The sequence below is a fragment of the Anabaena subtropica FACHB-260 genome (assembly GCF_014697105.1).
Taxonomy (GTDB): domain Bacteria; phylum Cyanobacteriota; class Cyanobacteriia; order Cyanobacteriales; family Nostocaceae; genus Trichormus; species Trichormus subtropicus.
The window spans coordinates 1-21,766 of the sequence record NZ_JACJRF010000063.1; the positions used below are offsets into that span (position 1 = coordinate 1).

The window sequence follows — 21,766 nt, forward strand, 5'->3', positions numbered from 1 at the left end:
CCTCCACGAAGATTAAGTTGTCAAGGTTTTATAAAAACCCTGCGACCTATCCCTCAAACCTTTATCCATAAAGGATTTTGGTTGATTTCAGGTCAACGAATCGCACTCATCAATTGACCTCCAGGTATTCCCCCAGCACTGAAACCTTCAAATACTGTGGGTTTCAGTTGAGCGCGTCCTGCATAGATAGCGGCGGTATAGCCAGCCGGGCCAGAACCAATAATTACCAAATTCTCCACCATGATTTAACCTCCCACAAACCATTGAGTACCAGTAAACAGGTAATATGCGCCAGTCAGAATCAGCGCCAAACTACCAAAGCGGATAATTCCCTCGGAATGTTTCAACAACTTGTTACTTTGTTTCGCCAGTCCTGTAAATAAACTCGCCAGGAAAATCAACAAGGTATAACCAAGTGCATAACTAACCATCGTCAGCGTCCCCAATACCTGGGAACCGGTGGCGGCGGCGGCGGCTAGTACAGCAAACAGCACCGGACTAGCACAAGGGGAGCTCACTAAAGCAAAAGTCAAACCCACTCCATAAGGCCCAGCCTTGGGGAGATTCACATTCATCTGCGGTAGGGGTATTTTTACCACCCCCATCAACCACAGACCCATTACAGCCATGATTAATCCCACAACTATATTGATATAGCCCCGGTATTCCACCATGACGGCTCCGGCGAAGGATGAGACTAAACCAAACAGACTTAAAATCGTCACTGCACCCAGAACAAACAAACCCGCTTTACTAAAAGCATCCCAACGGGATTTAATTTTTAGTGTGCCGATGTAACTCAGGTTGACTGGTAAAAGTGCCAAGATACAGGGGGATACACTAGCCAGCACCCCACCGACAAACGCCAAAGGTATCAACACCAAAGGATTTGCCGTGTCCTGTTGGTCAAACCACTGTTGATAACGGTTTTCCACAATGGAAATCACCCGTTCAATTGGATGACTAATCACAGGCCCCAAAGTGAGAACTACAACCAGGGAGAGCAATCCTAATCCACCGTAAATTAGCCATTTCTTCGGGATTTTAGAATGTCGAGTAGGGCTTGGCTCAGTAGATGACTGAGATATTTGTTTCATAGTTATATCCTGAAGTTATCTATAAATGAAGTTGCTCCTTGAAAATGAAAGCGAGGAGCAACTCATTTTGTGTTAATTTATTGAGTCAAAGCAGCATCAAGAACAGTTTTATAATCTTCTATATTCGGATTATTACGATGCTGCGCTAAGATATTCCCCGTTTTAGGATCAACGATAGTCAGCATTCCCGTTTGAGACTTATTAGCAGCTAAAAATTCGCTTAGTCCTAATTGTTTTGCTTTCGCTTCTGCTTGATCTGTCGTCGATTTATTACTAACATCTAGAACTACAAAATGAACTTTTCCTTCATAGTCTTTTTCCAGTTGTGATAATGTCGGAGCAATATTTTGACAAGCAGGACACCAGGTTGCAAACACATCCACTAGTACTGGTTTATCCTGAATTTCTTGGGCTAAAGGTCCTCCCACGGATTTGCTTTTAGCAGCACAGGGATTTTTGGCAGCGCAGGGGTTTGCTTGAGCAACATCCGTAGTTGATGGAGTTTGATTTTGAGAACTAGTATCTGATTTCGTTGGGCTACATGATACTGTCAAAACCAAACTGCTTAAACACAGTAGGCTAAGAAAAAATTTGTTATGTTTATACATTGGGGATTCTCCTCACGCTTTAATGATATGCTGCTGCCACAATGCACCTTGGTGTGCATTTTCTGCTTGTTTTCTTGAGATTAGGAATTGAAATTATCAATTGTGGAGCATCTATTTATAAGACGAATGAGGATCAGGATTGGATTTAATAAATTCCAAATGATTCCTCATTCCCAAGTGATGTTTGCAACTATGAAAATCTCAAACTCTCTGCGCTTCTGGGTGTTAGCGTTAACTAATTATTTGCCAAAGCAGCTTCGAGTATTTTTGTGTAATCAGCTTTGTTGGGATTATTTTTGTACAGGGCTAAAATGTTACCAGTTGCGGGATCAACGATCGCTACTGTACTGGTTTTACTCTTGTTAGCTTCTAGAAATTTCCCCAAGCCCAATTTTTCTGCCTTAGCTTCTGTCTCTTGTAGCTTGGCCTTATCAGTTACATCCAAGACCACAAAGTTAACCTTACCTGAGTATTCCTGTTTCAACTGTGACAGGGTGGGAGCAATATTCTTACAACCAGCACACCAGGTAGCAAACACATCTACCACAACTGGTTTACCTTGAAGTTCTTTGGCTAGGGGGCCGCCTACAGAGTTAGTGGTAGTAGATGGATTTACCTGAGCAATCTTAGTAATTGATGATTGCGCTTCACTTGCAGAAATACTAGCTGAGGTGGTTGCTACCATCGATGCAGTAAAAACCAAGCTGCTCAAACCAACTTTGATCAATAAATTCCCGTGTTTGTGCATAATATTTTTCCTCTTTTCAAACTGAAATTGTCAGACAAATGCTGCCACAATGCGTGCATCTGTCTATAAGACGACTGAGGATGAGGATTGGATTTAAATTTAATCGGTTTGGAGTAGATGAAAAGTACAGGTAAAGGTAATGCCGCAATCAACCTATCGGTAAGGATAAAATTTGCCAATGTCGATTAGGAGATCGCTAAAATATCTGCATTGAGCATCCAATCCAATTTGCTTTGCTAGTCGTCATATAAATAGATGGCATTATCTAGAGCCAAGAGTTGCTTGTTTTAATTTGGGAGAGAGGTGATGACACAAAGCAAAACGATAACTTGCTCCGGTAAATATTTAACCCTGTTTCTGCAACAGTATGGAGCATAAACTTCCCCAGCCAAATTCTCAAGACCTTCAGAATGCTACGGATGAAGCTTTATTTGTGGCGCTGAAAAATGGCGATTCTGAAGCCTTAAGCGTTTTGTTTCATCGTCATGGTCGCTTAGTTTATGGATTAGCCCTGAAAATTTTAGCTAACTCTCAAGAAGCTGAAGACTTGACTCAAGAAATTTTTCTCACACTATGGCGCAAAGCATCTAGCAATCCTGATTGTCGCTTTTTTGTGCGCTACTTGGTAACGATTACGCGATCGCGTGCCATCGACAAAATTCGCGCACGGACTAGACAACTCAAACTTGTGGAACAGTGGGGACAAACCATGACAAATGAAGCAACACCGCAGCCAACACCCGTTGAACAGGCGAGTTTTACCGAGCGATCGGGGCGAATTTACGATGCTTTAGCACAACTACCCGAAAAACAACGCCAGGTAATTGAACTAGCTTATAACCAAGGATTAAGTCAGTCAGAAATTGCTCAACAAGTCGATATCCCTTTAGGCACAGTCAAAACTTGTACCCGTCAAGGATTACTAAAACTCAAACGTATTTTACTAGATTCTGATTTATCAATATATGAGTAAATCTTTTGATTCCGAACATATCAAAAACTTAGCTGCGGGGTTTGTCGTCGATGATCTCACCCCTGAAGAAGCAAAAGAATTTCAAATGTTACTTGATGAACATCCAGAACTAATTGCTGAAGTTGATGATTTGCAGGAAGTTCTGCGACAAGTATTAGATGGCTTCACTGAAGTAGAAGCACCAGCCCATTTACTGCCCAAAATTCTCGAACAAGTTGAAAACTCGACTACACAAGCTCCTGTAATCCAGGGAAACTACCCAAGAGTCCCCACCCTAACGCCCTGGCGATGGACAAAAATTGCTGGTAGCATCGCCGCACTGTTTATGGTAGTTTTGGGTGTCGATAACTATCGGCTGCGTCAAAATCTGAGTGTTGTTACCGCAGAAAACCGGCGTTTAAGCCAAGATTTTGCCCAAGCCCAAGTAGTAAAAACCATGCTCCAAAATGATGAAACGCGACTGTTTACTTTTAAAGGAGTCAACTCAAAAGATAGCAGTTCAGGGAGTATAGTGATCAATCCTGAGCAGCAAAAAGCGGTAATGGTTTTCCGCAATCTTCCCGCACCGCCTCCTGGTCATGTCTACTTTTTATGGACAATTGTTGCTAGTGAGAAGTTACCCTGCGGTGAAGTCAAGCCCTATTCTTGGGGAAGTGCTTCCTTTGAATTACCATTCACTCCTCAAATGTACCAAGAATTTTCTCACCCACAATTTTCCGGGTTAATTGTCACACTCGAGACCAACCCAAACGTCTCTCGTCCCACCGGAACTATAGTGATGCAAAGCTCACATATTTAATCATTATATTATTTATGTCCGGCACAATAGTCTTAAGCTTTTCAGGTCTAAAGACACTGAGATTTCTGAATAGTCCATAAATGATTAAAACTCACGCTTCAGACACAGCAAAAAGTTGGAGCGCGAACCTACTTAAATAACAATTCAAATCAGATTCGATAAATACTCGTCCTCCCCGTAGCTGTGTTTCTAAGGGTTTTCCAGGTATATATTCTTGTACCAATGCAAATCCTTGAACAAATCTATGACTATGATTTAAGTGGAATAAACTTCTGAATTTCTCCATAGGTCTTGAAATTTTCACGTTGATGAGGTTTACCATTAAATTCTAATTTTCCTTGATTGAGTATCACCAACCAATCTGCACGCAGAATAACTTGGGGACGATGGCTAATGAGAATAGTAGTTTTACCACGACGATGATTTAATACGCGATCAAGTACTTCAGTTTCGGTAATGGGATCGAGATTAGCCGTAGATTCATCTAAAATCAGAATTGGTGGATTCTTTAAAACAGCGCGAGCGATCGCAATTCGTTGTTTTTGCCCACCAGAGATGTTTGCACCCACGACTCCCAAGATGGTTTCATATTGTTGGGGAAACTGGCAAATAAATTCATCGGCTCCCGCAACTCGGCAAGCTTCTATAATTTCTTCAATAGTGGCATTGGGGACACTCAGCCGGAAGTTATCAATAATGGAACGATGTAAAAAGAAGCTATCTTGAGGGACGAGAACCACTTGCTGACGTAAACAATCGAGGGGTAAATCAGACAAAGCGCGATCGCCTATGAAAATTTCCCCAGAATTTAGAGAATAAAGGCGAGTGAGTAACTTAGCAATGGTACTTTTCCCACAACCAGATTTACCCATAAGCGCGATCGCCTGACCACCAGGAATAGTTACCGATAAATTTTCTAGCAGTTTTAACCGACCAGGATAGTAAAAAGTCAGGTTTTTGAGTTGAATGTCGGCTGTATCTGACAAGTGAACCCAGGGTTTAGCCGCATCACCTTGATGTTCGGGGATATATTCAAACAGTTCAGCCAGTAAGCTGGTGATGGCTTTAATCTCCGTCCACTCGCTGATGAATTTAACAAATGCGATCGCAAACTGCAAAAAGCCTTCTTTCAAGCCGTAAATGGCAATTAACCTGCCAATGGTGAGGTGATCCTGAAAAACCAGCAAACTACCAAACCAAAGTAAGATAACTGTACCGACACCTGCGATCGCTTCGGAAACTGTCTGATTACTAACATGGATTTTCGCTGCACGTAAGTTGTATTGCGATTCCCGTTCTGAACGCTCTTGAATTTCCGACCATAGTTGCGGTGCAGCTGCCATTGTTTTCAGGGTTAATGCTCCATTAAATGCTTCAGATAATACCCCAGCATTTTCACCTGCAACGGCAAAGGAACGGTTAGTTACTTGTTTAATTTTCGGTTGAAAAGCCAAGGTTGCGAAGATCATGGCAATGCCTAATCCTACAGTCACTAATCCCAACTGCCAGCTATAAACAAAAATAAAACTAACAGCAACCAAGCCAATAAAGGTTTTAATTGGTAACTCAATCACCAATTGAGAAATCAGCAAATTAATCTGTTGAATATCAGCCAAACGGCGAATTGCCGTACCACTGCGACGAGCTTCATGATAGGACAAAGGCAAATGCAGCACTTGTTTACCAAAATCCAGTTTTAATTCTTTCTGCAACTTTTCTGCAAATGCAGCCACCAAATTCGATTGCGTCCAAGTCAAACCACTATTGACCAAAGTTAACCCCATTACTCCCACAGCCACCAGAGTCAGCAGTTGACTATTATTTTCTACTAAAACTTGGTCGGTGAGGAATTGCAGCAACAATGGAGTAGCTAAAGCTAACAATCCCACCCCTAAATTCAAAGGTAGCAAAATCTGCAAAATTCCCCGTTGTTGCCAGAGACGATGCAGCAAACTAGCAAATGGATTAATCGGAGTTGGGTCTTCAGCTTGAGCCGCAAAACGCCGTGGTTCTGGTTCTAGCAATAACATCATATAGCCTTGCCAGTCCTTAAGGAGTTCTTGGCGGGTGAGATAGCGAATACCCATTGCCGGATCGGAAATTACAAACTTCCTCCCTTTTCGCCCGTAGAACACCACAAAGTGATAACCTTTCCAGTAAAGAATGGCAGGTAAACTTAGCTCGTGCAGTTCGTCTAAAATGTCGGGGGATGCCTTAATTGCTTTCGTCTCAAATCCCAAAGCTTGTGCGCCATATTTCAACCCCAACATGGTAGTTCCCCCTTGCCGAGTGCCTACCAATTCTCGAATATAGTTAATTCTTAAACAGCGTCCATAATGTTTGGCGACAATAGCTAAACTGGCGGCTGCACAGTCTTCCCCGCTATGTTGTCTTACCCAATGGTACTTCATAACACAACCTTAGTTGCACTCCAGGCATAGCGAATCTCGTTCAAATATGGTTTGAGGCGACGATGCACAAACTTCACCATTGGGGTATTGTCTATATCCACCCGAAAAGTGCCTTTGGTATGGGGAAGATTCTCTACTTGTAGTTGAATTGCTCTAGCTAATAATAAAGTACTGCGGCTCAAAGGCTGAGACTTGGGATTTACAAACATTTGAGTATAGCGGATAGTATCAGGTGCAATGCGATGGGTAATTATCCAGCCAACTACTTGATTTTGATAGCGTAAGCCCAGACTATTAAGAGGTTCTAGCTTCTTTTCTTCCGAAAATGGATTAAATCGACGCACCAGGGCATCCGTTTCTACTTGCTGTACAATTTCTTTTCGTTCTTTATTTGTCAAAGTATTCCAAGGAAAAAGGCTGTAATCGGCTGGGAGATTGGTAAGTAAACGATCTAAATATTGCGTCAAGTGCGGTTGCTTGGTTTGTTCGACTCGATCTGTGGAAGCGTAGCAGACCAAAGCTGTAGCTTTGGGTGTAGACCATTTTTGATGGGTGAGAATACCTTCCAAAGCCGGAGAATGAGAACTTGTGAGATAGTTAATCTCGATTTCAGTACAACCTCGGTGCTGAAGTTCTGTTTCCATTCGCGCCATTAATGCTGTACCCACACCCTGTCTACGATGGCTAGGGACAACAAATAAAGAAAGTATTTGCCCATAAACTTGTGGACTATAACTAGCTAAAGCTAACCCAATGGGATTTCCTGCTAACTTAACCCCAATGCCCAAAACAGGGACATCGGGTGTCAAGTTCTGCAACAGGGAACGAAAGTGGAGATAAGTAAATTCCTCATAAACAGAGGCATTGGTTGTATCAATCAAAGTCAATTGATATGATTGCACCGTGTCGGCGTATGGAATTTTACCCATATTCTTTACTTCCATCCCTATTGATTTATCAGAGTTCACATCATCATGTACTTTTACAGTCAAGCCGCTTCAGTCTCTACTGCAATGACTGAGTTACTTGACATGACTTGAAAAACTCCTATTACGTCCAATCAAATTTCCACCTCCGCAAACAACCTCTAATTCTGAGTCGTTAAGTTCCGGGTACTTAACAGTATTTTGGCTATTGATTTTGGTGTCGTTATTGGAATTATTTACAGATTGAGTATTCATGATTAACATCCTACTTTGAGTTATTTTGGCTTGTTGAAGCTTGATTTTTTCTGCTTCACAATTCCCATAATGAAATGAGAGCAAATAATTGTCGATACAGAAAAGCTAAGGACTTATCTGGCTTAACTGACTTAACTTAATTGGGTGAAACAGCAATAAACTGCACCTGTGGCTGAGAAAAAGGGCGAAAAGTTAAGTCAATCGACTCTGTACTAAATACTTAACTTTTATACATCGACATTAATTTCTAGAAATCCTATAAATAAATCATTGCTGAAACACCAAATCAAATGTTGCAGCAAATTAGCATTTTATTCACTTACAATGAGGATTAGAAAAATGGAAGTAAATTATCAATCATTCCCCTATGAGTGCGATTATTCTTTATCTCAAGAAACAACAGCAAAAGTATCTTTAAAGTATCGTGGTGCTGCTTACAATATTAACTGTTCAGTTGTTAACCAAAACGTACCAACATATCAAACTCTAATTTATCGTGGCGCACTTTATATTAAAAACCAAGTTATATCTACAATTTCCCAACAACGGAGAAATTTAAAATATCGGGGTGTGATTTACTCTTAATTTTTCTTAAAATCCATAAATTAAAACTAAATGTAACGCCGCTTCTACAAAGGCGGTGGTATTCCCTATTCTGCCTAAATTTGATAATTACAAGGATACGCAAATGGCAACTTTTACCGTTACTACACTCAATGATGTTGTTAATCCCACAGACGGGCTGTTAAGTTTACGAGAAGCTGTCACAGCCGCAGAAGCCCTACCTGGAACTGATACCATCGTCATTAATAGCATTGCTCAACTAAATAGCCCAATTGTTGTCAGACCAGGTAATAACATTAACTTCCAGGGTAATGGGACTAGCTTTACTGGCTTCAATGGACAGGGGCGCACTTCCCTATTTCTCATTGATAACAGCACCGTTACATTTAATAATTTGCAGATTAACAGAGGTCTTGCTCAAGGAGGAAACGGCAGTCGGGGTGGCGGTGGCGGTTTAGGGGCTGGAGGTGGCCTGTTTCTGAATCCAGGTGCTAATGTCACAGCAGATAATGTCGTGTTTTTTGATAACCGGGCAGTTGGAGGTAATAGTTTTGCTGGTCGTGGCGACGGTGGGCGGGGTGGAAATGATTCCTCGGCTGGAAGCAATGGCTTTCCTGGTGGTAGTGGTGGCTTACCAAGTTTCTTCGCCATTGGAGGTATAGTCCCAAGTAGTGGCGGTAGCGGTGGTGCTGGCGGTCGGATAGTCGGAAGTACAGGCTTGGGAGCTGGTGGCGGTGTGAGTGGTGTCTTCTTCGCAGGCTTTGGTGTCGGTGGTGGTAGTGGCGGAGGCGGAGGCGGCGGTGCTGGCGGTGCTGGTGCTTTCCGAAATGCGACTGGTGGCGGAGGCGGCGGCCGTGGTGCTTCTGGGAATTATGGTGCTGGCGGCGGCGGCGGCGGTGGCGGCGGCGGCGGTGGTGCCAATGTGTTCGGAGGACTTGCTCGCCCCGGTGGTGCTGGTGGTATTGGGGGCGCAGCTGGCGCATTTGCTGGGGCTGGACGTGCTGGGGCGAATGGAGGTAATGGTAGGGCAACCTTTACTGGTAACAGTCCAGGTAACGGCGGTGTGGGAGGACAAGGCGGCGGTGGTGCAGGTTTAGGAGGTGCAGTCTTTGTCTCTAACGGTGCCACCTTCAACGTCAGGAACAGTACATTTCTCTTCAATTCTGCTGTTGGTGGTACTGGCTTTCAGAATGGTCAAGGACGGGGTGGTGCAATCTTCGTTCAGTTAGGTGGTCTATTGCGGGATATGGGCGGAGTGAGTTTCATCCAAAATTCTGCATCAACGGCGAATCCTGATAGCAATATCTATCCAGTCAAAGTCAACCGTGGCGATGGCACTATCGAGGTAGAAGGGTTTCAGGGAGTAGGACGGGGAAGCAATCCCTCGCTGGAAGTGCGGGAAACCTTTGACGAACTCATATTTACAGGAGAGGGTTTAGTTGCCAAAAACTTGCTCCTTACCCAAACTGGTGATGATTTAGTGGTCAGTTTTGAAGGAGTTGATGATACCCAAGTAATTCTCAAGGACTTTGCTCTAGAAAACTTGGATAACTTGCCGATTCCTGGTGGTCAGCATGGTCAGATTGGTAACATTCTGTTTGATGGTGATGAAACCCTGCAAGATAATTTTGATGTCTTCGACGCAGACTCCACCCAAAACAGAATTTGGAATCGTAATACCGTCACCTTTCTGAATGATTTAGATAATCATGTGCGTGGCTTTAATAACTCTGATGATGTCATCAACGGTCAAGGTGGTGATGACCTTATTTGGGGTTTGAGTGGCGATGATATTTTGCGAGGTGGTGAAGGTAACGACACCCTTCATGGTGGAAGAGGTGCAGATATTCTGGTTGGTGGTTTGGGAGATGATACGCTGTATTTGGGAAGCGATCGCCAAATTGATACAGTAATATATCGCCAAGGTGATGGCAGTGATGTTATCCATCAGTTCCGGCGTGGTGCAGGTGGCGATTTATTGCAGTTTGAAGGTATCGAGGCGATCGATGTAGTGGTGAATGGCCGCAATACTTACTTCTACTTGGGTGATGGCGTGACTGGAAATACTGGATTTGGTTCAGGTGAGTTATTAGCCGAGTTAAGCGGTGTCAGGGGATTTACTTCAGATAACATCGGGTTAAATCTGGCATCTGGTAATACTGCACAGTTTTTATTTGCATAAAGCAGGGATTGCAGAAGTGCGTAAATCAGTGTTTGTATCAATATAAAATTTGCAGACTTACACAGTTAAGTAATTTATTCTTGCCACGAGAATGACTAACGTTGTTAATACAACCTCACAAGATAGCCATGTCCTCAATGATTACCTGCAAGCATTACTAGCAATTGAGGAGACAAAATCAGACTTATCTCCACAGCAAATCTTAGCTGTTTTGTTGGCGCGGGATGCAGTTCATGCAGAACTCATGTTGAAGGTAGCTCAAATACCTCCAGATGAAGTTACCAAACTCATGGAGTTGGATAGACGACTGAAAGCTCAAGTCAACAAGATTGTCAAAGCTGGACAACTGAAAGACTGGCGCAGTAGCATCCATCCTCCCAAAGAAGCTTGGTGGTGGTTTTTGGAATCGGATGAACCAGATCCTTGGACTCGTTTTGATGCGATTTGGGATGGACTGACAACGATTAATTTAACGGCTGTAGTCAGTTTTTTAGCCAATTTCAGTTCACAATTTATTGTCAGTGGTTTGGATTTGCTGACAACTTTTGGATTAGTGGGGAATGGGGCGATCGCACTACTAGTTTTTGGTAGCTTAACCCAATCCGGGCGAGAGAAGTTACAAAAACTGTTGCATCAACTCAAATTACCTGAGCGTTACTGTAGTGAAGTATCTTTTGGTATTTCCGCATTGTTATTACTAGGGGCGATTTATTTGCAAAATTCATTACCCCAGTTAGGTCAATACTACTATCAACTTGGGTTGCAGAGTTTTACCAAAGCTGAATTTACCGAAGCGAAAAAAAATTTAAAGCAAGCGATCGCATTTGATTCTGGTAATTTTGATGCTCATCTTCTTTTGGGTAAAACTTTCGAGAATTTGGAGAATTTGCCCAACGCCCGGACTCATTATATGCAGGCTTTACCTGGGAAGAACGCTGAAACTTACAATAATCTGGGTCGTCTGTATCTTGGCGATGAAGATTACTTGACGGCGGAAAGCTTCTTTTTACGCGGGTTAGATTTGGTCAAAGCTGATAATTTTCCTATCAGATACTCCTTATTAACAAATCTCGGATGGGTGGAAATAGAGCAGAATCGTTATTCACAAGCGCGAAAAAATTTGGTAAGTGCGATCGCGCTGAACCAAAAACAACCCAGTAATCAACAGCGATGGGAAGCGAATTGTATATTTGCCAAGGTACTGGAAATCCAAAAGGATAGCAAAGGTGCGATCGCTCAATCTACAACTTGTGTAAATAATGCCTCTAGTTACACGACATTTGATTACCGTTGGGCGATTCTGGCAAGAAGACGGTTGGAAGGTGTAGGGACAGAAGGTGGGAATTTTAAGCAGAAATAATCAGCATTCATCTCAATAATTTATATTAAATTTTCATTTTTATTGATTGCGCGTAAAACGCCAAACCAGAACTGATACTAATTCACGAAAAATATGATATGAATGCAAACTCTAAAACATATTTTGAGTCTCACTTTCTTAATTTTGAATTTTGAATTTTGAATTTTGAATTGGTATGAGTGAGTTAGTTACCACCAATAAATTTCTTCGTTGCCAATCAACGACTCATGGCAAAAATTTGTTCAGCCGTTAGGGGAATATTCGGAAACAATCTCGAATCAATTCGATTATTTCCTTGAAATACCTTTGGGGGTAAATACTCGCTATCTTCAAGTTGGTAAATTGTAATAGTTGGCTGCTTAGGAGAGCCAATGAAGCGAATACCACCGAAAGCAGCATAGTCCACAATAATGTACTCTAAAACGCCTAAATCCTCTCTTCGAGACGCTACGCGAACATATTCAGCAAGTTTTGTTAGGTAGTCGTCCTTCCAATTGTTACTAACAACCTCAATAATTCCGGGTGGGGGAATATATGCAGCCGCAGAACTAGAGGTAGTTTTCATCCGTTGCCATTCGTCCCTAGCAAATATGACAATATCAGCTTTTCGGCTTTTTTCTTTTTCTGGTGGTGCTGTTTTGAGCCGAACCTGCTTAGACTGGCGCGACACATACGGCAGGTTATTTTCTTGGTAGTGATTTTCGAGGTAGGCACACAACCTCTGAATTAAATCTTCGTGATTGGCATTTGGTTCTGATAATGGCACAGGAATCCCATCCAATAACTCAAACTCTCTGCCGGAACCATCATCCCAGGCAAGAAATTCTGCAAAAGTCAGTGGTTGTGTGAAGGTTGCATACATCGCACTCGCTCCATTGCTGACGGGTACTTCACTCAATGCTACCAAGATGTATAGCTTTGTCTACCATAATTATCAGGTTGTAGTGAATCGGTAAGGCGATCGCAGAAAATTTATAGTTGATTTTCTGATAGCATGATAACCGTGTCATCATGCTAGCTATGATAGTATCGTTTAAGGATAAAGCGACTGAAGACATTTTTGATGGTAATGATTCAAAGGAAGCCCGAAAACGATGTCCTATAAACTGTTGGGAAGTTGCACAGAGAAAATTAGATCAACTCAATGCAGCGTTCACGTTGGATGATATGAAAGTTCCACCAGGTAATAGGTTAGAAGCTTTAAAAGGCGATGTCTACGACGGGCTACGCCTACGCAAAGGTCAGCATAGCATTCGGATTAACGATCAATACCGGATTTGTTTCACATGGACACCTCAAGGCCCCTCAGAAGTTGAAATAGTAGACTACCATTAGGAGATTATCAAGAGATGAGAGTTCCAAAACATAGACATCCTTCACATCCCGGTGAAATATTACTCAAAGATTTCCTAGAACCAATGGAAATATCACAACGAGAACTTGCAGATGCAATTCACGTTCCTTACCAGCGAATTAATGAGATTGTAAATCAAAAGCGGGGTGTTACGCCTAGTACAGCATTACGGTTAGCAAAATTTTTTGGCAATAGTTCAGAATTTTGGTTAAACCTTCAACAGAATTGGGAACTTTACCATGTTCTCAAGGAAGAAGAAGCGGAATTAAAAACTATTGCACAGTTCAAAAGTTCTGAAGCAACGGCTTGAAGTTGGGGAATAGAAGGCGATCAATTCGTGAGTGTAGTGCGACTTTTCTATGAAAAAACCATTTTAATCATCCGGTTGTATTCTGTAACTGTTAATAGTACGTAAATCCGGTTGTCCTGTGTTCAGCTTAAAAAAGCTAAAAAATTAAATTCTAACTTATTTGAGTATATACACTTATTTACTTAGTGTTTTTTAGCATCTACATTGAAAATTATTTTTAGCCATAAAAACTTGGCTCAAGTTATGTCTCTTAAATAAGATACTCCATGTGGCAGACTCTAATAATTGACCAAAGCCATATTAATCAAAAGATTGATATATTCAAAGCAGCATTACATGATAACTCTCAGACAGAGCAATTAATTGTCCAAAAATATATAATACATGGTACACCTTATGTTTTTAAAGATGACGAAAGTAAATATTTTGACCTCAAACATGAAATTGCCACTCATTTTGAAGAAAGACCAGAATGTGTTCTGATGGTTGGTTCAGGTAAATTAGGATTTAGTATAGCGCCAAGTAAATTATGGAATTCGTTTTCTGAAGAATCAGATATAGATATAGCTATTATATCTAGAGAAATTTTTGAAAAATTTTGGTTGGAGTTGTATGATTTCGATATAAATTTGGTAGATAGAACCCAGAGAGAACAACAAAGATATGAAAAGTTTTTAAAATATTTTTTTAAAGGTTGGCTAAGACCAGATTTATTTCCCTTTCAATACTCTCGCACGAATGAGTGGTTTCAATATTTTAAATCAATTTCTTATAAATATACACCGCAGAAAATAGCGGGGGCTATTTATTACAATTCTGAATTGTTTGAAAAGTATCATATGCAGAATATCAAAAAAATGAGGCGGGAGGATATTTAAAATGAGCAAAAATGGTATTGCAACTAATAAAAAAGTTTTAGACTTATTCAATATGATGAAAAATCATACTTTAATACTTGCTCCATCTTTTCAAAGAAAGCTTGTATGGAATGACGCACATAAAGAGAAATTTATAGAAACAATTTTATTAAAACTTCCTTTTCCTGAAATATATCTGGCTGATGGTGAAATTGATCTTGATACTCAGACGTCAAAAACACTTGTAGTTGATGGTCAACAAAGATTAAGTACAATCTACCAATATATCACAGCAGCACCAGAATTCACTATTAAGAATATCAATAAGTTTGAAAACTTATCTACACAAGAAAAAACTGATTTTTTTGATTATACAGTTGTCGTCAGAGACTTAGGAAGAATCCCTGAAAGTGAAATTAGAGAAGTTTTTAAAAGAATTAACTCTGTGCAATATGCGCTGAATGCAATAGAAATTAGCAACTCATTGTACGAAGGTGAGTTCATCACAACTGCTAAAGATATTCTAGAAAATAATGCTCTTTTTACGCATTTAGAGGTATTTAGTGAAGGTGAATTTTCTCGTATGAAAGACCTAGAATATGTCTTGCTAATTATGTCAACAATAGAAGAAGGTGGTTATTTTACTAGTGACAAAGAAGTAAAAACTTATGTCAAAAATTATAATAATGAGTACCCAAATAAAGAATTAATGTCTAAAAATTTTAATGAAGTATCTAAATTAATTATTGCATGTAATCTTCCAGCAGATAGTTTATGGATAAAGAAGTCTAGTTTATTCACTTTAATTGTTGAATTAATAAAACTTAAAAATAAGTATCGTTATTTACCGCAGGAGCAAACTTTAGCTGATGCTTTAAACTCTTTAGAAGAAGAACTACATAAAAACAAGAAAGAAGATGTCTCTATCAATATGTTTGCTCAATATTATTATTATACACATCAAGGTACTGCTAGTAGAAAAGGGCGTAATGTTCGTGGTCAACTTATAAGTAAAATTTTAGAAGAAAGTATGAATATAAACTAGCGCACGTTGTAAAGTTTGTATTTAATGCCCGTTCGGGTTATTGATCCCTGGGATGAAAGAAAAAAGCTTTTATTGTCTAAAAAATAACCACTTCTAAAATATCGTGTTGTTAGATTTTTAACACTTTTCTAGGATACAAGAGCTACTTATTGCAATAATTTGACTATAAGGCGATCGCCAACTACGGGTCATAGCCTATCGCACAAACCCCTCTCATGCTCTTTGACATCTGCACTATTGAGTAAATAATCCCTCACGCAATTACAAGCCTGCGCCAACAATTTCTCAGGACTGGAATCAAAATCTAAATTCCAGAGAGTGACTTTACCCAGAGAATCGGAAGAAGCTAAAACCTGACCATCCTGGCTCAAACTCACGCTTTTAACCCCAGCATCCAGACCTGCAAGGGTTTGCAGCACTTCTCCGTGATGGTTCCACAGCTTGACTGTCATGTCTTCACTGGCTGTAGCAATGGTTTGTCCATTTGGGCTAAAACTCACTGCATTCACCTCACCCCCATGTCCCCGCAGAGTCAATATTTCTTTACCCTCTCGGTTCCAGAGTTTCACGGTTTTATCTTTACTGGCTGTGGCGATCGCTTGACTATCTGGACTGAAACTTACAGCCTGTATCCCTGCTTGATGTCCTTTGAGGGTAACTAGTTCTTGTCCCCGACGATTCCAAAGTTTAGCTGTTCCATCTTCACTTGCGGTAGCGATCGCTTGACCATCTGGACTGAAACTTACACTTCTCACACCAGCTTGATGTCCGCGCAAAGTCATGATTTCTTTCCCAGCCAAATTCCACAGTTTAACTGTTGTATCCCAACTTGCACTAGCAATAGTTTTACCGTCGGGGCTAAAACTCGCACTTCTGACATCTGCTTGATGTCCCCGCAAAGTTGCTATTTCTTTTCCAGACAAATTCCACAGTTTGACGGTTTTATCTCGGCTGGCGGTAGCGATAATTTGACCATCAGGGCTAAATTGCAGACTTCTCAGGGTATCGCTATGACCGTTAAGTGTTACTAATTCTTGTCCTTGGCGGTTCCAAAGTTTCGCCATTGTGTAACGACCAGTTGTACCCAGAGTTTTACCATCAGGACTAAAACTGACACTCCCCGCAGCAGCTTCACCAAGATTGAAACTTAGGGATTGGAATTTTCCGGCTTCCCCATTATCCATATTCCACAATCTCACAGTTCCATCTTCGCCACTGCTGGCTAAAAGTTTTCCATCTTTACTCAAGTTGACACCCCAGACAGCATCGGTATGTCCTTGAAAAACTTGCAATTCCTCGCCTTTGCGGTTCCAGAGTCGCACGCTTTTATCCCAGCTTGCAGTAGCAATAGTTTGACCGTCGCGGCTGAATACTGCACTCGCCACAGTATCACTATGACTGCGTAGTGTTGCTAGTTCTTTCCCGTTTAAATCCCAAATTTTCGCGGTTTTATCCCGGCTCGTTGTCACCAGGTGTTTACCATCCCGGCTGAAATTAACATACATGACCCAATTCTTATGTCCTGCCAGAGATAATAATTCTTTACCATCTAAACTCCAAACCTTAGCCGTACCATCTCGACTAGCGGTAGCAATCATTTTGCCGTTGGGACTGAAATGGATGGCAACAGTTGGGGCATTATGGGTACGGAAAGATTTTAACTCGTGTCCTTGGGGGTTCCAGAGTCTCATTGTCCCATTCCATTCCATTGATGCTACTGTCTTACTATCAGGGCTAAATCCGACACACGCCACCCAATCTTGATGATTTAAGGTGGCAATTTCGTGACCATCCTCTACACGCCAAACTTTGACGGTTTTATCTCGACTAGCACTGACCAGCATCTTACCGTCGGGGCTAAAATTAACGCTCCACACTGCATCCGTATGACCACGCAGGGTATGTAATAATTTACCGTCATGCTGCCAAATTTTCACGGTTTTATCCCAACTGGCGCTGGCGAGCTTTTGCCCATCGGGGCTAAATTTAACTCTTGTGACTACATCCCCATGACCTACTAAACGATTGCGTTCACGTACCCAATATAGAGACTGACGTAAATTCTTTTCTACCTGCACCTGTAATTCTGTATCTGCGTTTTTCCAACCAATCTGGTTTAACTTGATACCAGCCTTGAGACTTTCGAGTAAAGCATCAAAGTTATTATGGGACTCAAAAGCTGTTTCTGATGAGAGAGTCAAGGCTTTAATCTCGCCTAAGCTTACTTGTCGCTTTTGTTGCGCGGTTTGCCATGTGAGTAACCCGGAGATTCCCAAGAGAGTTGCAGCGACAACAGACAGCACCGATAATCCCATCATTCCCCGTCGAATCGTTTGTTTCGCTTGCTGTTCGGCGTTGAGGAGGATTTGATTTGCTTGTTGAGATGCTATCAGCGCACTTTGTACTTCGCGTTTTTCTAGTTCCTCGCTAGCGGCTAAAAAGCGATAATCGATGTTACTCAAACTCTTGCCCTTTGCCCAAGTTTGAGCATCTTTGAGGGCTTGTCCCCGCAATAGGTTGGTTTCATCCTGATAATTTGAGGCTACCCAAGCGTTAATTAAATCTGCGTAGGGACGTAACTTTTTTAATTGCTTCTCTACCCACTCTAAATTAAAAACTGCTTGATAGATGCGATTATAAACTTGTAAGCTACCTTGTTTTTTAACAACCAACCCCGACAAAAGCAATTCGATTGTTTCTGGTGAATCATCGGCGGTTACACCACCGTTTTGTAAAATTTGCAGATACAGTCCCAATAATCTGCTGGCGCGTTGTTCGTTGCAAAGTAATCTGTCGCGGATGGTTCTTAAATGGGGTGGTTCATCCAGGGAAGCCCAATTGTCTATGATATGCGATCGCACTATAGCAGATACTTGGTCAGCAATAGCCTCACTTGTGGTTAATATCTCCTGCATCAGTTTTTTGAGGAAAGGAGATTCTATGGCAGAAAGGTTTCCCTGTTCTCCTGTTCTCCCATGCCAATGCTGTGTAACTAATTGACAAAGTTTTTGAGTTAAAAATGGTTGACCTCCTGTCCAAGCCAGTATTTCCTTCAGTGCTGCTTGAGGATTTTCTACTGTATTCCCCAATCCTATTTCTAATGCTTGAACTTCTGCCAGATTAAACCCATTTAACTCAATTGCTCGCCCAATATTAAACGGTGTGCGCGTTTTATCTGTAATTAAATCCGAAGGCGTAGCTACTCCCAGCAGTGCAAAAGTAAAACGCTTATGTTCGTGACAAGCACGAATCAAAGCAAAAAAATCATCAGTATTAAATGGTAAGCTGATAGTACTGTCGATTTCGTCAAAGAAAATCACAATCGGCTGCTGAATCAATTCCGGTAAAACACATTGTAATAATTCAGCCAAGCGACCGACTGGGGACAAGTCTTGTCTTTCTCCTAACCAATTGCGGACATTAATTTCAGTAGAAAGCTGAAAACTCCGCACCAGTCGCATAATGATATCTGCATACCACTGGTCAGTGGTGATGTTGCTGTTGCCAATTCCTGACAGGTCAACCGTTGTACAAGCAATACCATCCTCTTGCAGTCGTTTAGCCACCTGCACCCGCAAGCTAGATTTACCCATCTGCCGACAGTTGAGAACGTAACAAAACTCACCTGCTTTTAGAGCATTGTAAAGTTCTTCGTCTGCCTGCCGTACTACATAGCTGGGTGCATCAACTCTGAGACGACCGCCAACTTGATATTCGTAGGATGAAGTTAGTTTTTGCACGGGTATCCCTGCCTGACAATTCTGAATTGATGCGATAAGTTACAAAGTTGACTTCTATAATTTATAGAGGTACTACCTGTGGCTGTCGATGTAGAAAAGTTAAGGATTTTCCTCACTTAACTTTACAGAGAGCGATTTTTTTCGGGGGAGATGGGCGCTCCTCTTAAACTGAAGAATATGGCTTTACGTAGCTTGTATTTAACCTTCCTCTGTTGTTGAATTACTTTCACGCTGTTTAATCTATTCTGTTTTTGCTAATTTACAGTCATCAAGCACTATATTGGCGTTTGAATTGTTCATGTAAGTTTTGCGTTGCAGTTTTACCAAACGACTCTTTGGCAAGTTCAAAACTAGAAAAATCTTTTGGTCGCCACTCGTTTTGTGGAACCTCTTCAATGTAGTAAAAATAATCCCAAAGAATAGCTTGCCAACTCGTGCAGCGAAGCCATTTTCTGTCAAGAATTCCTGTAGGTTCCAATGGACAGGTTCCTGGAGGTAAGCCTTCTAGCTCGTAGCTATCTCCAACACGAATACATGGTTCACAGTCCAGGAGAACACCTTGCATCTGTGCTAAAAAACCATAGGAGGTCTGTTCAGTAATCACGCCGTCCAGAGAGTCTAGCAATGCAAGAAAATCTGTGGTGCGATCGCCCGGATAAGCGATATCAATATCCTCATGTTCACGAGTGATGCGGTTTAATTTTGCATCGATCGCCCAACCACCCTGCAACCACAGAGGCAGATTAATCTGGTCTGCTGCTGAAAATAGCTGATGGATTAACTCCATGTGGAGAGCATTCATAAAAATGTGTCACAGAAAAATTGAGTTTTTGACTTATTTGTGATGATCTTTCAACTCCAATTGTTTGAACTGATGCTGAATTTCTCACTCATTATGACTTGCGATCGCAAAGATAGGGAGGCAAACCGCCATGAGCAGAGGAATACTGATCGTTGCTTTAACTATTGTCGCACTTGTTGTTCCGAGGGAAGGTGGAATAGAATTGGCCGGATCTGGTTGATCCGCCGTTATGGGTTCCAGTCGTACATCATAAGAATTCTCAATGCGTATTTGTAATACAATTGTAATATACTAACAGAGTTTGTTGGCTAATTCTAGCTAGAGAAGTACTCGCATTTTAGGTTCCTGAGATTGCCTACAATTAAAATTTAGATATTACAGAAAGTCAGCAGGAAAAGCCACTCCATCTAGATTCCTTAACTGCTGACAGTCAATGTATTGTAGCTAGACGGAGGAAAATGGCTAAAAATTCTCTAGAACTTAGAAGAAAAAAATACTTCCAGCTCAGTTCACAAATTGCTCAGTTGGATAATGCACAATTGCTTTCTTTGTTTAACAATAGTGAGTCGCATGAGTCGAGTACAGGTTGGGGAAGAAATCATACCATCACTCTGGGAGAATCCCAGGTTTTTGTGAAACTTATTCCCATGACAGCAATCGAGTTTTACAACCTCTTCTCTACCAAAAACCTCTATAACTTACCGACTTACTGTAATTACGGCTTCGGTTCCACTGGTTTTGGGGTCTTCCGAGAACTCGTGACCCATATCAAGACAAGCAACTGGGTATTAGAAGGTGAAATTGCTACTTTGCCCCTGATGTACCATTATCGGATTATTCCCTTCTCTGGGCAGCGTGCTGATTTAGAGATGGAGCATCATAAACGTTACGTCGAGTACTGGGGCAATAGTGAAAACGCCGGGAAATATTTATTAGATAGAGCAACTGCTGACTATGAATTAGTGCTGTTTCTAGAATACATTCCCCATGTTCTGGAAACATGGCTACTCTTAAACCCCGACAAACTTCAGCAACCCTTGGATGAGTTACGCACAACGATTGACTTTTTGAGGATGAAGGGAATCATCCACTTCGACGCACATTTTCGTAATGTTCTCACTGACGGCGAGCAGATTTATTTGAGCGATTTTGGTTTGGTACTTGATCAAAGTTTCGCGTTAACAACAGAAGAAAAATCTTTTTTTGAGCAGAACAAATTTTATGATTACGGCGAAGTTCTGCGAAATCTGGGCCATCTAATGCGCGTACCTTATGATTCATGTTCAGAAAAAGAGCAACGCAGAATCAGAGAAAAATATAGCATTCAAGAAAGATTAAAACCTTATGAACATCGGTCAATATTACTCGACAACATCGAACAGATATATGCTGACGGCGATATCCAGTTAAATGATTTCTATGTTGCCAGCATTGTTAAATACCGTAGAATCATTACGCTGATGCAAAACTTCTTTTCTGCCATGTGGGATAACAAAAATAAGGACACGAAATTTCCTCACACAGAACTAGAAATATTGCTCAAAGAGACGGGATTTATCCGTAGTGCTGAATAACAATAGTTCTCTTTTAATGGAGAGCGATTTTTTTCGGGGGAGATGGGACTATCCCAGAAATGTTGAAAGCTGATACAAAACTTTACATTCTTAGTTAGACTAACTCCAAAAGTCCTAAAATAGTCAACATAACATTATCTCCTCAAACCAATGAACATAAC

The 21,766-nt window shown here is 41.3% G+C and carries 19 protein-coding genes and 1 pseudogene; 10 read left to right on the plus strand and 10 right to left on the minus strand.

Going from position 1 to position 21,766, the window contains the following annotated elements; all coding sequences use genetic code 11:
* Positions 1-104 precede the first annotated feature (104 nt).
* The 4 genes and pseudogenes from H6G18_RS22765 to H6G18_RS22780 form a co-directional block, all read right to left on the minus strand.
* Positions 105-242, minus strand: a pseudogene (locus H6G18_RS22765) (FAD-dependent oxidoreductase); the annotation flags it as partial.
* Positions 243-245: 3 nt separating this feature from the next.
* Entirely contained in the window at positions 246-1,097 is an 852-nt protein-coding gene (locus tag H6G18_RS22770; RefSeq protein WP_190409373.1) for a cytochrome c biogenesis CcdA family protein, read from the minus strand.
* 77 nt (positions 1,098-1,174) lie between these two features.
* Positions 1,175-1,705, minus strand: coding sequence for a TlpA family protein disulfide reductase (locus H6G18_RS22775; RefSeq protein WP_190409374.1), 531 nt, complete (start codon positions 1,703-1,705; stop codon positions 1,175-1,177).
* A 235-nt stretch (positions 1,706-1,940) separates the two neighbouring features.
* The gene (locus H6G18_RS22780) at positions 1,941-2,453 is read right to left on the minus strand and encodes a TlpA family protein disulfide reductase (protein ID WP_190409375.1); all 513 of its coding nucleotides are present in this window, start codon (positions 2,451-2,453) and stop codon (positions 1,941-1,943) included.
* Between the two features lie 367 nt (positions 2,454-2,820).
* Here H6G18_RS22780 and H6G18_RS22785 point away from each other — a divergent pair, with 367 nt between their 5' ends.
* Together H6G18_RS22785 and H6G18_RS22790 are read left to right on the plus strand one after the other, a co-directional pair.
* Positions 2,821-3,426, plus strand: coding sequence for a sigma-70 family RNA polymerase sigma factor (locus H6G18_RS22785; RefSeq protein WP_190409376.1), 606 nt, complete (start codon positions 2,821-2,823; stop codon positions 3,424-3,426).
* Complete coding sequence (locus H6G18_RS22790; protein ID WP_190409377.1) at positions 3,419-4,225, plus strand: anti-sigma factor; 807 nt, start codon at positions 3,419-3,421, stop codon at positions 4,223-4,225. The genes H6G18_RS22785 and H6G18_RS22790 overlap by 8 nt, the downstream gene beginning before the upstream one ends.
* A gap of 248 nt (positions 4,226-4,473) precedes the next feature.
* Here H6G18_RS22790 and H6G18_RS22795 read toward each other — a convergent pair whose 3' ends face one another.
* Together H6G18_RS22795 and H6G18_RS22800 are read right to left on the minus strand one after the other, a co-directional pair.
* Complete coding sequence (locus tag H6G18_RS22795) at positions 4,474-6,636, minus strand: peptidase domain-containing ABC transporter (RefSeq protein WP_190409378.1); 2,163 nt, start codon at positions 6,634-6,636, stop codon at positions 4,474-4,476.
* The gene (locus tag H6G18_RS22800; RefSeq protein ID WP_190409379.1) at positions 6,633-7,565 is read right to left on the minus strand and encodes a GNAT family N-acetyltransferase; all 933 of its coding nucleotides are present in this window, start codon (positions 7,563-7,565) and stop codon (positions 6,633-6,635) included. Before H6G18_RS22800 ends, H6G18_RS22795 begins: the two co-directional genes overlap by 4 nt.
* Before the next feature lie 591 nt (positions 7,566-8,156).
* Here H6G18_RS22800 and H6G18_RS22805 point away from each other — a divergent pair.
* The 3 genes from H6G18_RS22805 (at position 8,157) to H6G18_RS22815 (ending at position 11,923) form a co-directional block, all read left to right on the plus strand.
* On the plus strand, positions 8,157-8,402 hold the full coding sequence (locus tag H6G18_RS22805) for a DUF4278 domain-containing protein (RefSeq protein ID WP_190409380.1): 246 nt from the start codon (positions 8,157-8,159) through the stop codon (positions 8,400-8,402).
* A gap of 103 nt (positions 8,403-8,505) precedes the next feature.
* Positions 8,506-10,563 carry a hypothetical protein gene (locus tag H6G18_RS22810; protein WP_190409381.1) on the plus strand — a complete coding sequence of 686 codons (2,058 nt, stop codon included), beginning with the start codon at positions 8,506-8,508 and terminating at the stop codon, positions 10,561-10,563.
* Positions 10,564-10,654: 91 nt separating this feature from the next.
* Positions 10,655-11,923, plus strand: coding sequence for a tetratricopeptide repeat protein (locus H6G18_RS22815; RefSeq protein WP_190409382.1), 1,269 nt, complete (start codon positions 10,655-10,657; stop codon positions 11,921-11,923).
* Positions 11,924-12,140: 217 nt separating this feature from the next.
* Here the strand turns inward: H6G18_RS22815 and H6G18_RS22820 are convergent, their stop codons facing one another.
* Positions 12,141-12,830: a Uma2 family endonuclease gene (locus H6G18_RS22820; RefSeq protein ID WP_242040442.1), complete on the minus strand. Its 690-nt coding sequence runs from the start codon at positions 12,828-12,830 to the stop codon at positions 12,141-12,143.
* Positions 12,814-12,936 carry a hypothetical protein gene (locus H6G18_RS25110; RefSeq protein ID WP_277875626.1) on the minus strand — a complete coding sequence of 41 codons (123 nt, stop codon included), beginning with the start codon at positions 12,934-12,936 and terminating at the stop codon, positions 12,814-12,816. The genes H6G18_RS22820 and H6G18_RS25110 overlap by 17 nt, the downstream gene beginning before the upstream one ends.
* On the opposite strand from H6G18_RS25110, the gene H6G18_RS22825 reads away from it, so the two are divergent.
* The 4 genes from H6G18_RS22825 (at position 12,935) to H6G18_RS22840 (ending at position 15,489) form a co-directional block, all read left to right on the plus strand.
* The gene (locus H6G18_RS22825) at positions 12,935-13,258 is read left to right on the plus strand and encodes a type II toxin-antitoxin system RelE/ParE family toxin (protein WP_277875627.1); all 324 of its coding nucleotides are present in this window, start codon (positions 12,935-12,937) and stop codon (positions 13,256-13,258) included. The genes H6G18_RS25110 and H6G18_RS22825 overlap by 2 nt on opposite strands.
* A 14-nt stretch (positions 13,259-13,272) precedes the next feature.
* Entirely contained in the window at positions 13,273-13,587 is a 315-nt protein-coding gene (locus H6G18_RS22830) for a HigA family addiction module antitoxin (protein ID WP_190409384.1), read from the plus strand.
* 266 nt (positions 13,588-13,853) lie between these two features.
* Positions 13,854-14,465 carry a hypothetical protein gene (locus H6G18_RS22835; RefSeq protein ID WP_190409385.1) on the plus strand — a complete coding sequence of 204 codons (612 nt, stop codon included), beginning with the start codon at positions 13,854-13,856 and terminating at the stop codon, positions 14,463-14,465.
* A 1-nt stretch (position 14,466) separates the two neighbouring features.
* Positions 14,467-15,489, plus strand: coding sequence for a DUF262 domain-containing protein (locus H6G18_RS22840; RefSeq protein WP_190409386.1), 1,023 nt, complete (start codon positions 14,467-14,469; stop codon positions 15,487-15,489).
* A 188-nt stretch (positions 15,490-15,677) separates the two neighbouring features.
* Here the strand turns inward: H6G18_RS22840 and H6G18_RS22845 are convergent, their stop codons facing one another.
* Positions 15,678-19,229 (minus strand): WD40 domain-containing protein, encoded by a 3,552-nt coding sequence (locus tag H6G18_RS22845; RefSeq protein WP_190409387.1) that lies wholly within the window; start codon positions 19,227-19,229, stop codon positions 15,678-15,680.
* 268 nt (positions 19,230-19,497) lie between these two features.
* The gene (locus tag H6G18_RS22850; RefSeq protein WP_190409388.1) at positions 19,498-20,031 is read right to left on the minus strand and encodes a nucleotidyltransferase domain-containing protein; all 534 of its coding nucleotides are present in this window, start codon (positions 20,029-20,031) and stop codon (positions 19,498-19,500) included.
* A gap of 458 nt (positions 20,032-20,489) precedes the next feature.
* On the opposite strand from H6G18_RS22850, the gene H6G18_RS22855 reads away from it, so the two are divergent.
* A complete protein-coding gene (locus tag H6G18_RS22855) occupies positions 20,490-21,605 on the plus strand; it encodes a hypothetical protein (RefSeq protein ID WP_190409389.1) in 1,116 nt (371 codons plus the stop codon).
* The last annotated feature ends 161 nt before the right edge of the window (positions 21,606-21,766 follow it).

Excerpts from the sequence above, each read along its gene's own strand:
- H6G18_RS22770 (WP_190409373.1), bottom strand. The coding sequence starts at position 1,097 with ATGAAACAAATATCTCAGTCATCTACTGAGCCAAGCCCTACTCGACAT.
- H6G18_RS22775 (WP_190409374.1), bottom strand. The coding sequence starts at position 1,705 with ATGTATAAACATAACAAATTTTTTCTTAGCCTACTGTGTTTAAGCAGT.
- H6G18_RS22780 (WP_190409375.1), bottom strand. The coding sequence starts at position 2,453 with ATGCACAAACACGGGAATTTATTGATCAAAGTTGGTTTGAGCAGCTTG.
- H6G18_RS22785 (WP_190409376.1), top strand. The coding sequence starts at position 2,821 with ATGGAGCATAAACTTCCCCAGCCAAATTCTCAAGACCTTCAGAATGCT.
- H6G18_RS22790 (WP_190409377.1), top strand. The coding sequence starts at position 3,419 with ATGAGTAAATCTTTTGATTCCGAACATATCAAAAACTTAGCTGCGGGG.
- H6G18_RS22795 (WP_190409378.1), bottom strand. The coding sequence starts at position 6,636 with ATGAAGTACCATTGGGTAAGACAACATAGCGGGGAAGACTGTGCAGCC.
- H6G18_RS22800 (WP_190409379.1), bottom strand. The coding sequence starts at position 7,565 with ATGGGTAAAATTCCATACGCCGACACGGTGCAATCATATCAATTGACT.
- H6G18_RS22805 (WP_190409380.1), top strand. The coding sequence starts at position 8,157 with ATGGAAGTAAATTATCAATCATTCCCCTATGAGTGCGATTATTCTTTA.
- H6G18_RS22810 (WP_190409381.1), top strand. The coding sequence starts at position 8,506 with ATGGCAACTTTTACCGTTACTACACTCAATGATGTTGTTAATCCCACA.
- H6G18_RS22815 (WP_190409382.1), top strand. The coding sequence starts at position 10,655 with ATGACTAACGTTGTTAATACAACCTCACAAGATAGCCATGTCCTCAAT.
- H6G18_RS22825 (WP_277875627.1), top strand. The coding sequence starts at position 12,935 with ATGCTAGCTATGATAGTATCGTTTAAGGATAAAGCGACTGAAGACATT.
- H6G18_RS25110 (WP_277875626.1), bottom strand. The coding sequence starts at position 12,936 with ATGATGACACGGTTATCATGCTATCAGAAAATCAACTATAAATTTTCT.
- H6G18_RS22830 (WP_190409384.1), top strand. The coding sequence starts at position 13,273 with ATGAGAGTTCCAAAACATAGACATCCTTCACATCCCGGTGAAATATTA.
- H6G18_RS22835 (WP_190409385.1), top strand. The coding sequence starts at position 13,854 with ATGTGGCAGACTCTAATAATTGACCAAAGCCATATTAATCAAAAGATT.
- H6G18_RS22840 (WP_190409386.1), top strand. The coding sequence starts at position 14,467 with ATGAGCAAAAATGGTATTGCAACTAATAAAAAAGTTTTAGACTTATTC.
- H6G18_RS22850 (WP_190409388.1), bottom strand. The coding sequence starts at position 20,031 with ATGAATGCTCTCCACATGGAGTTAATCCATCAGCTATTTTCAGCAGCA.
- H6G18_RS22855 (WP_190409389.1), top strand. The coding sequence starts at position 20,490 with ATGGCTAAAAATTCTCTAGAACTTAGAAGAAAAAAATACTTCCAGCTC.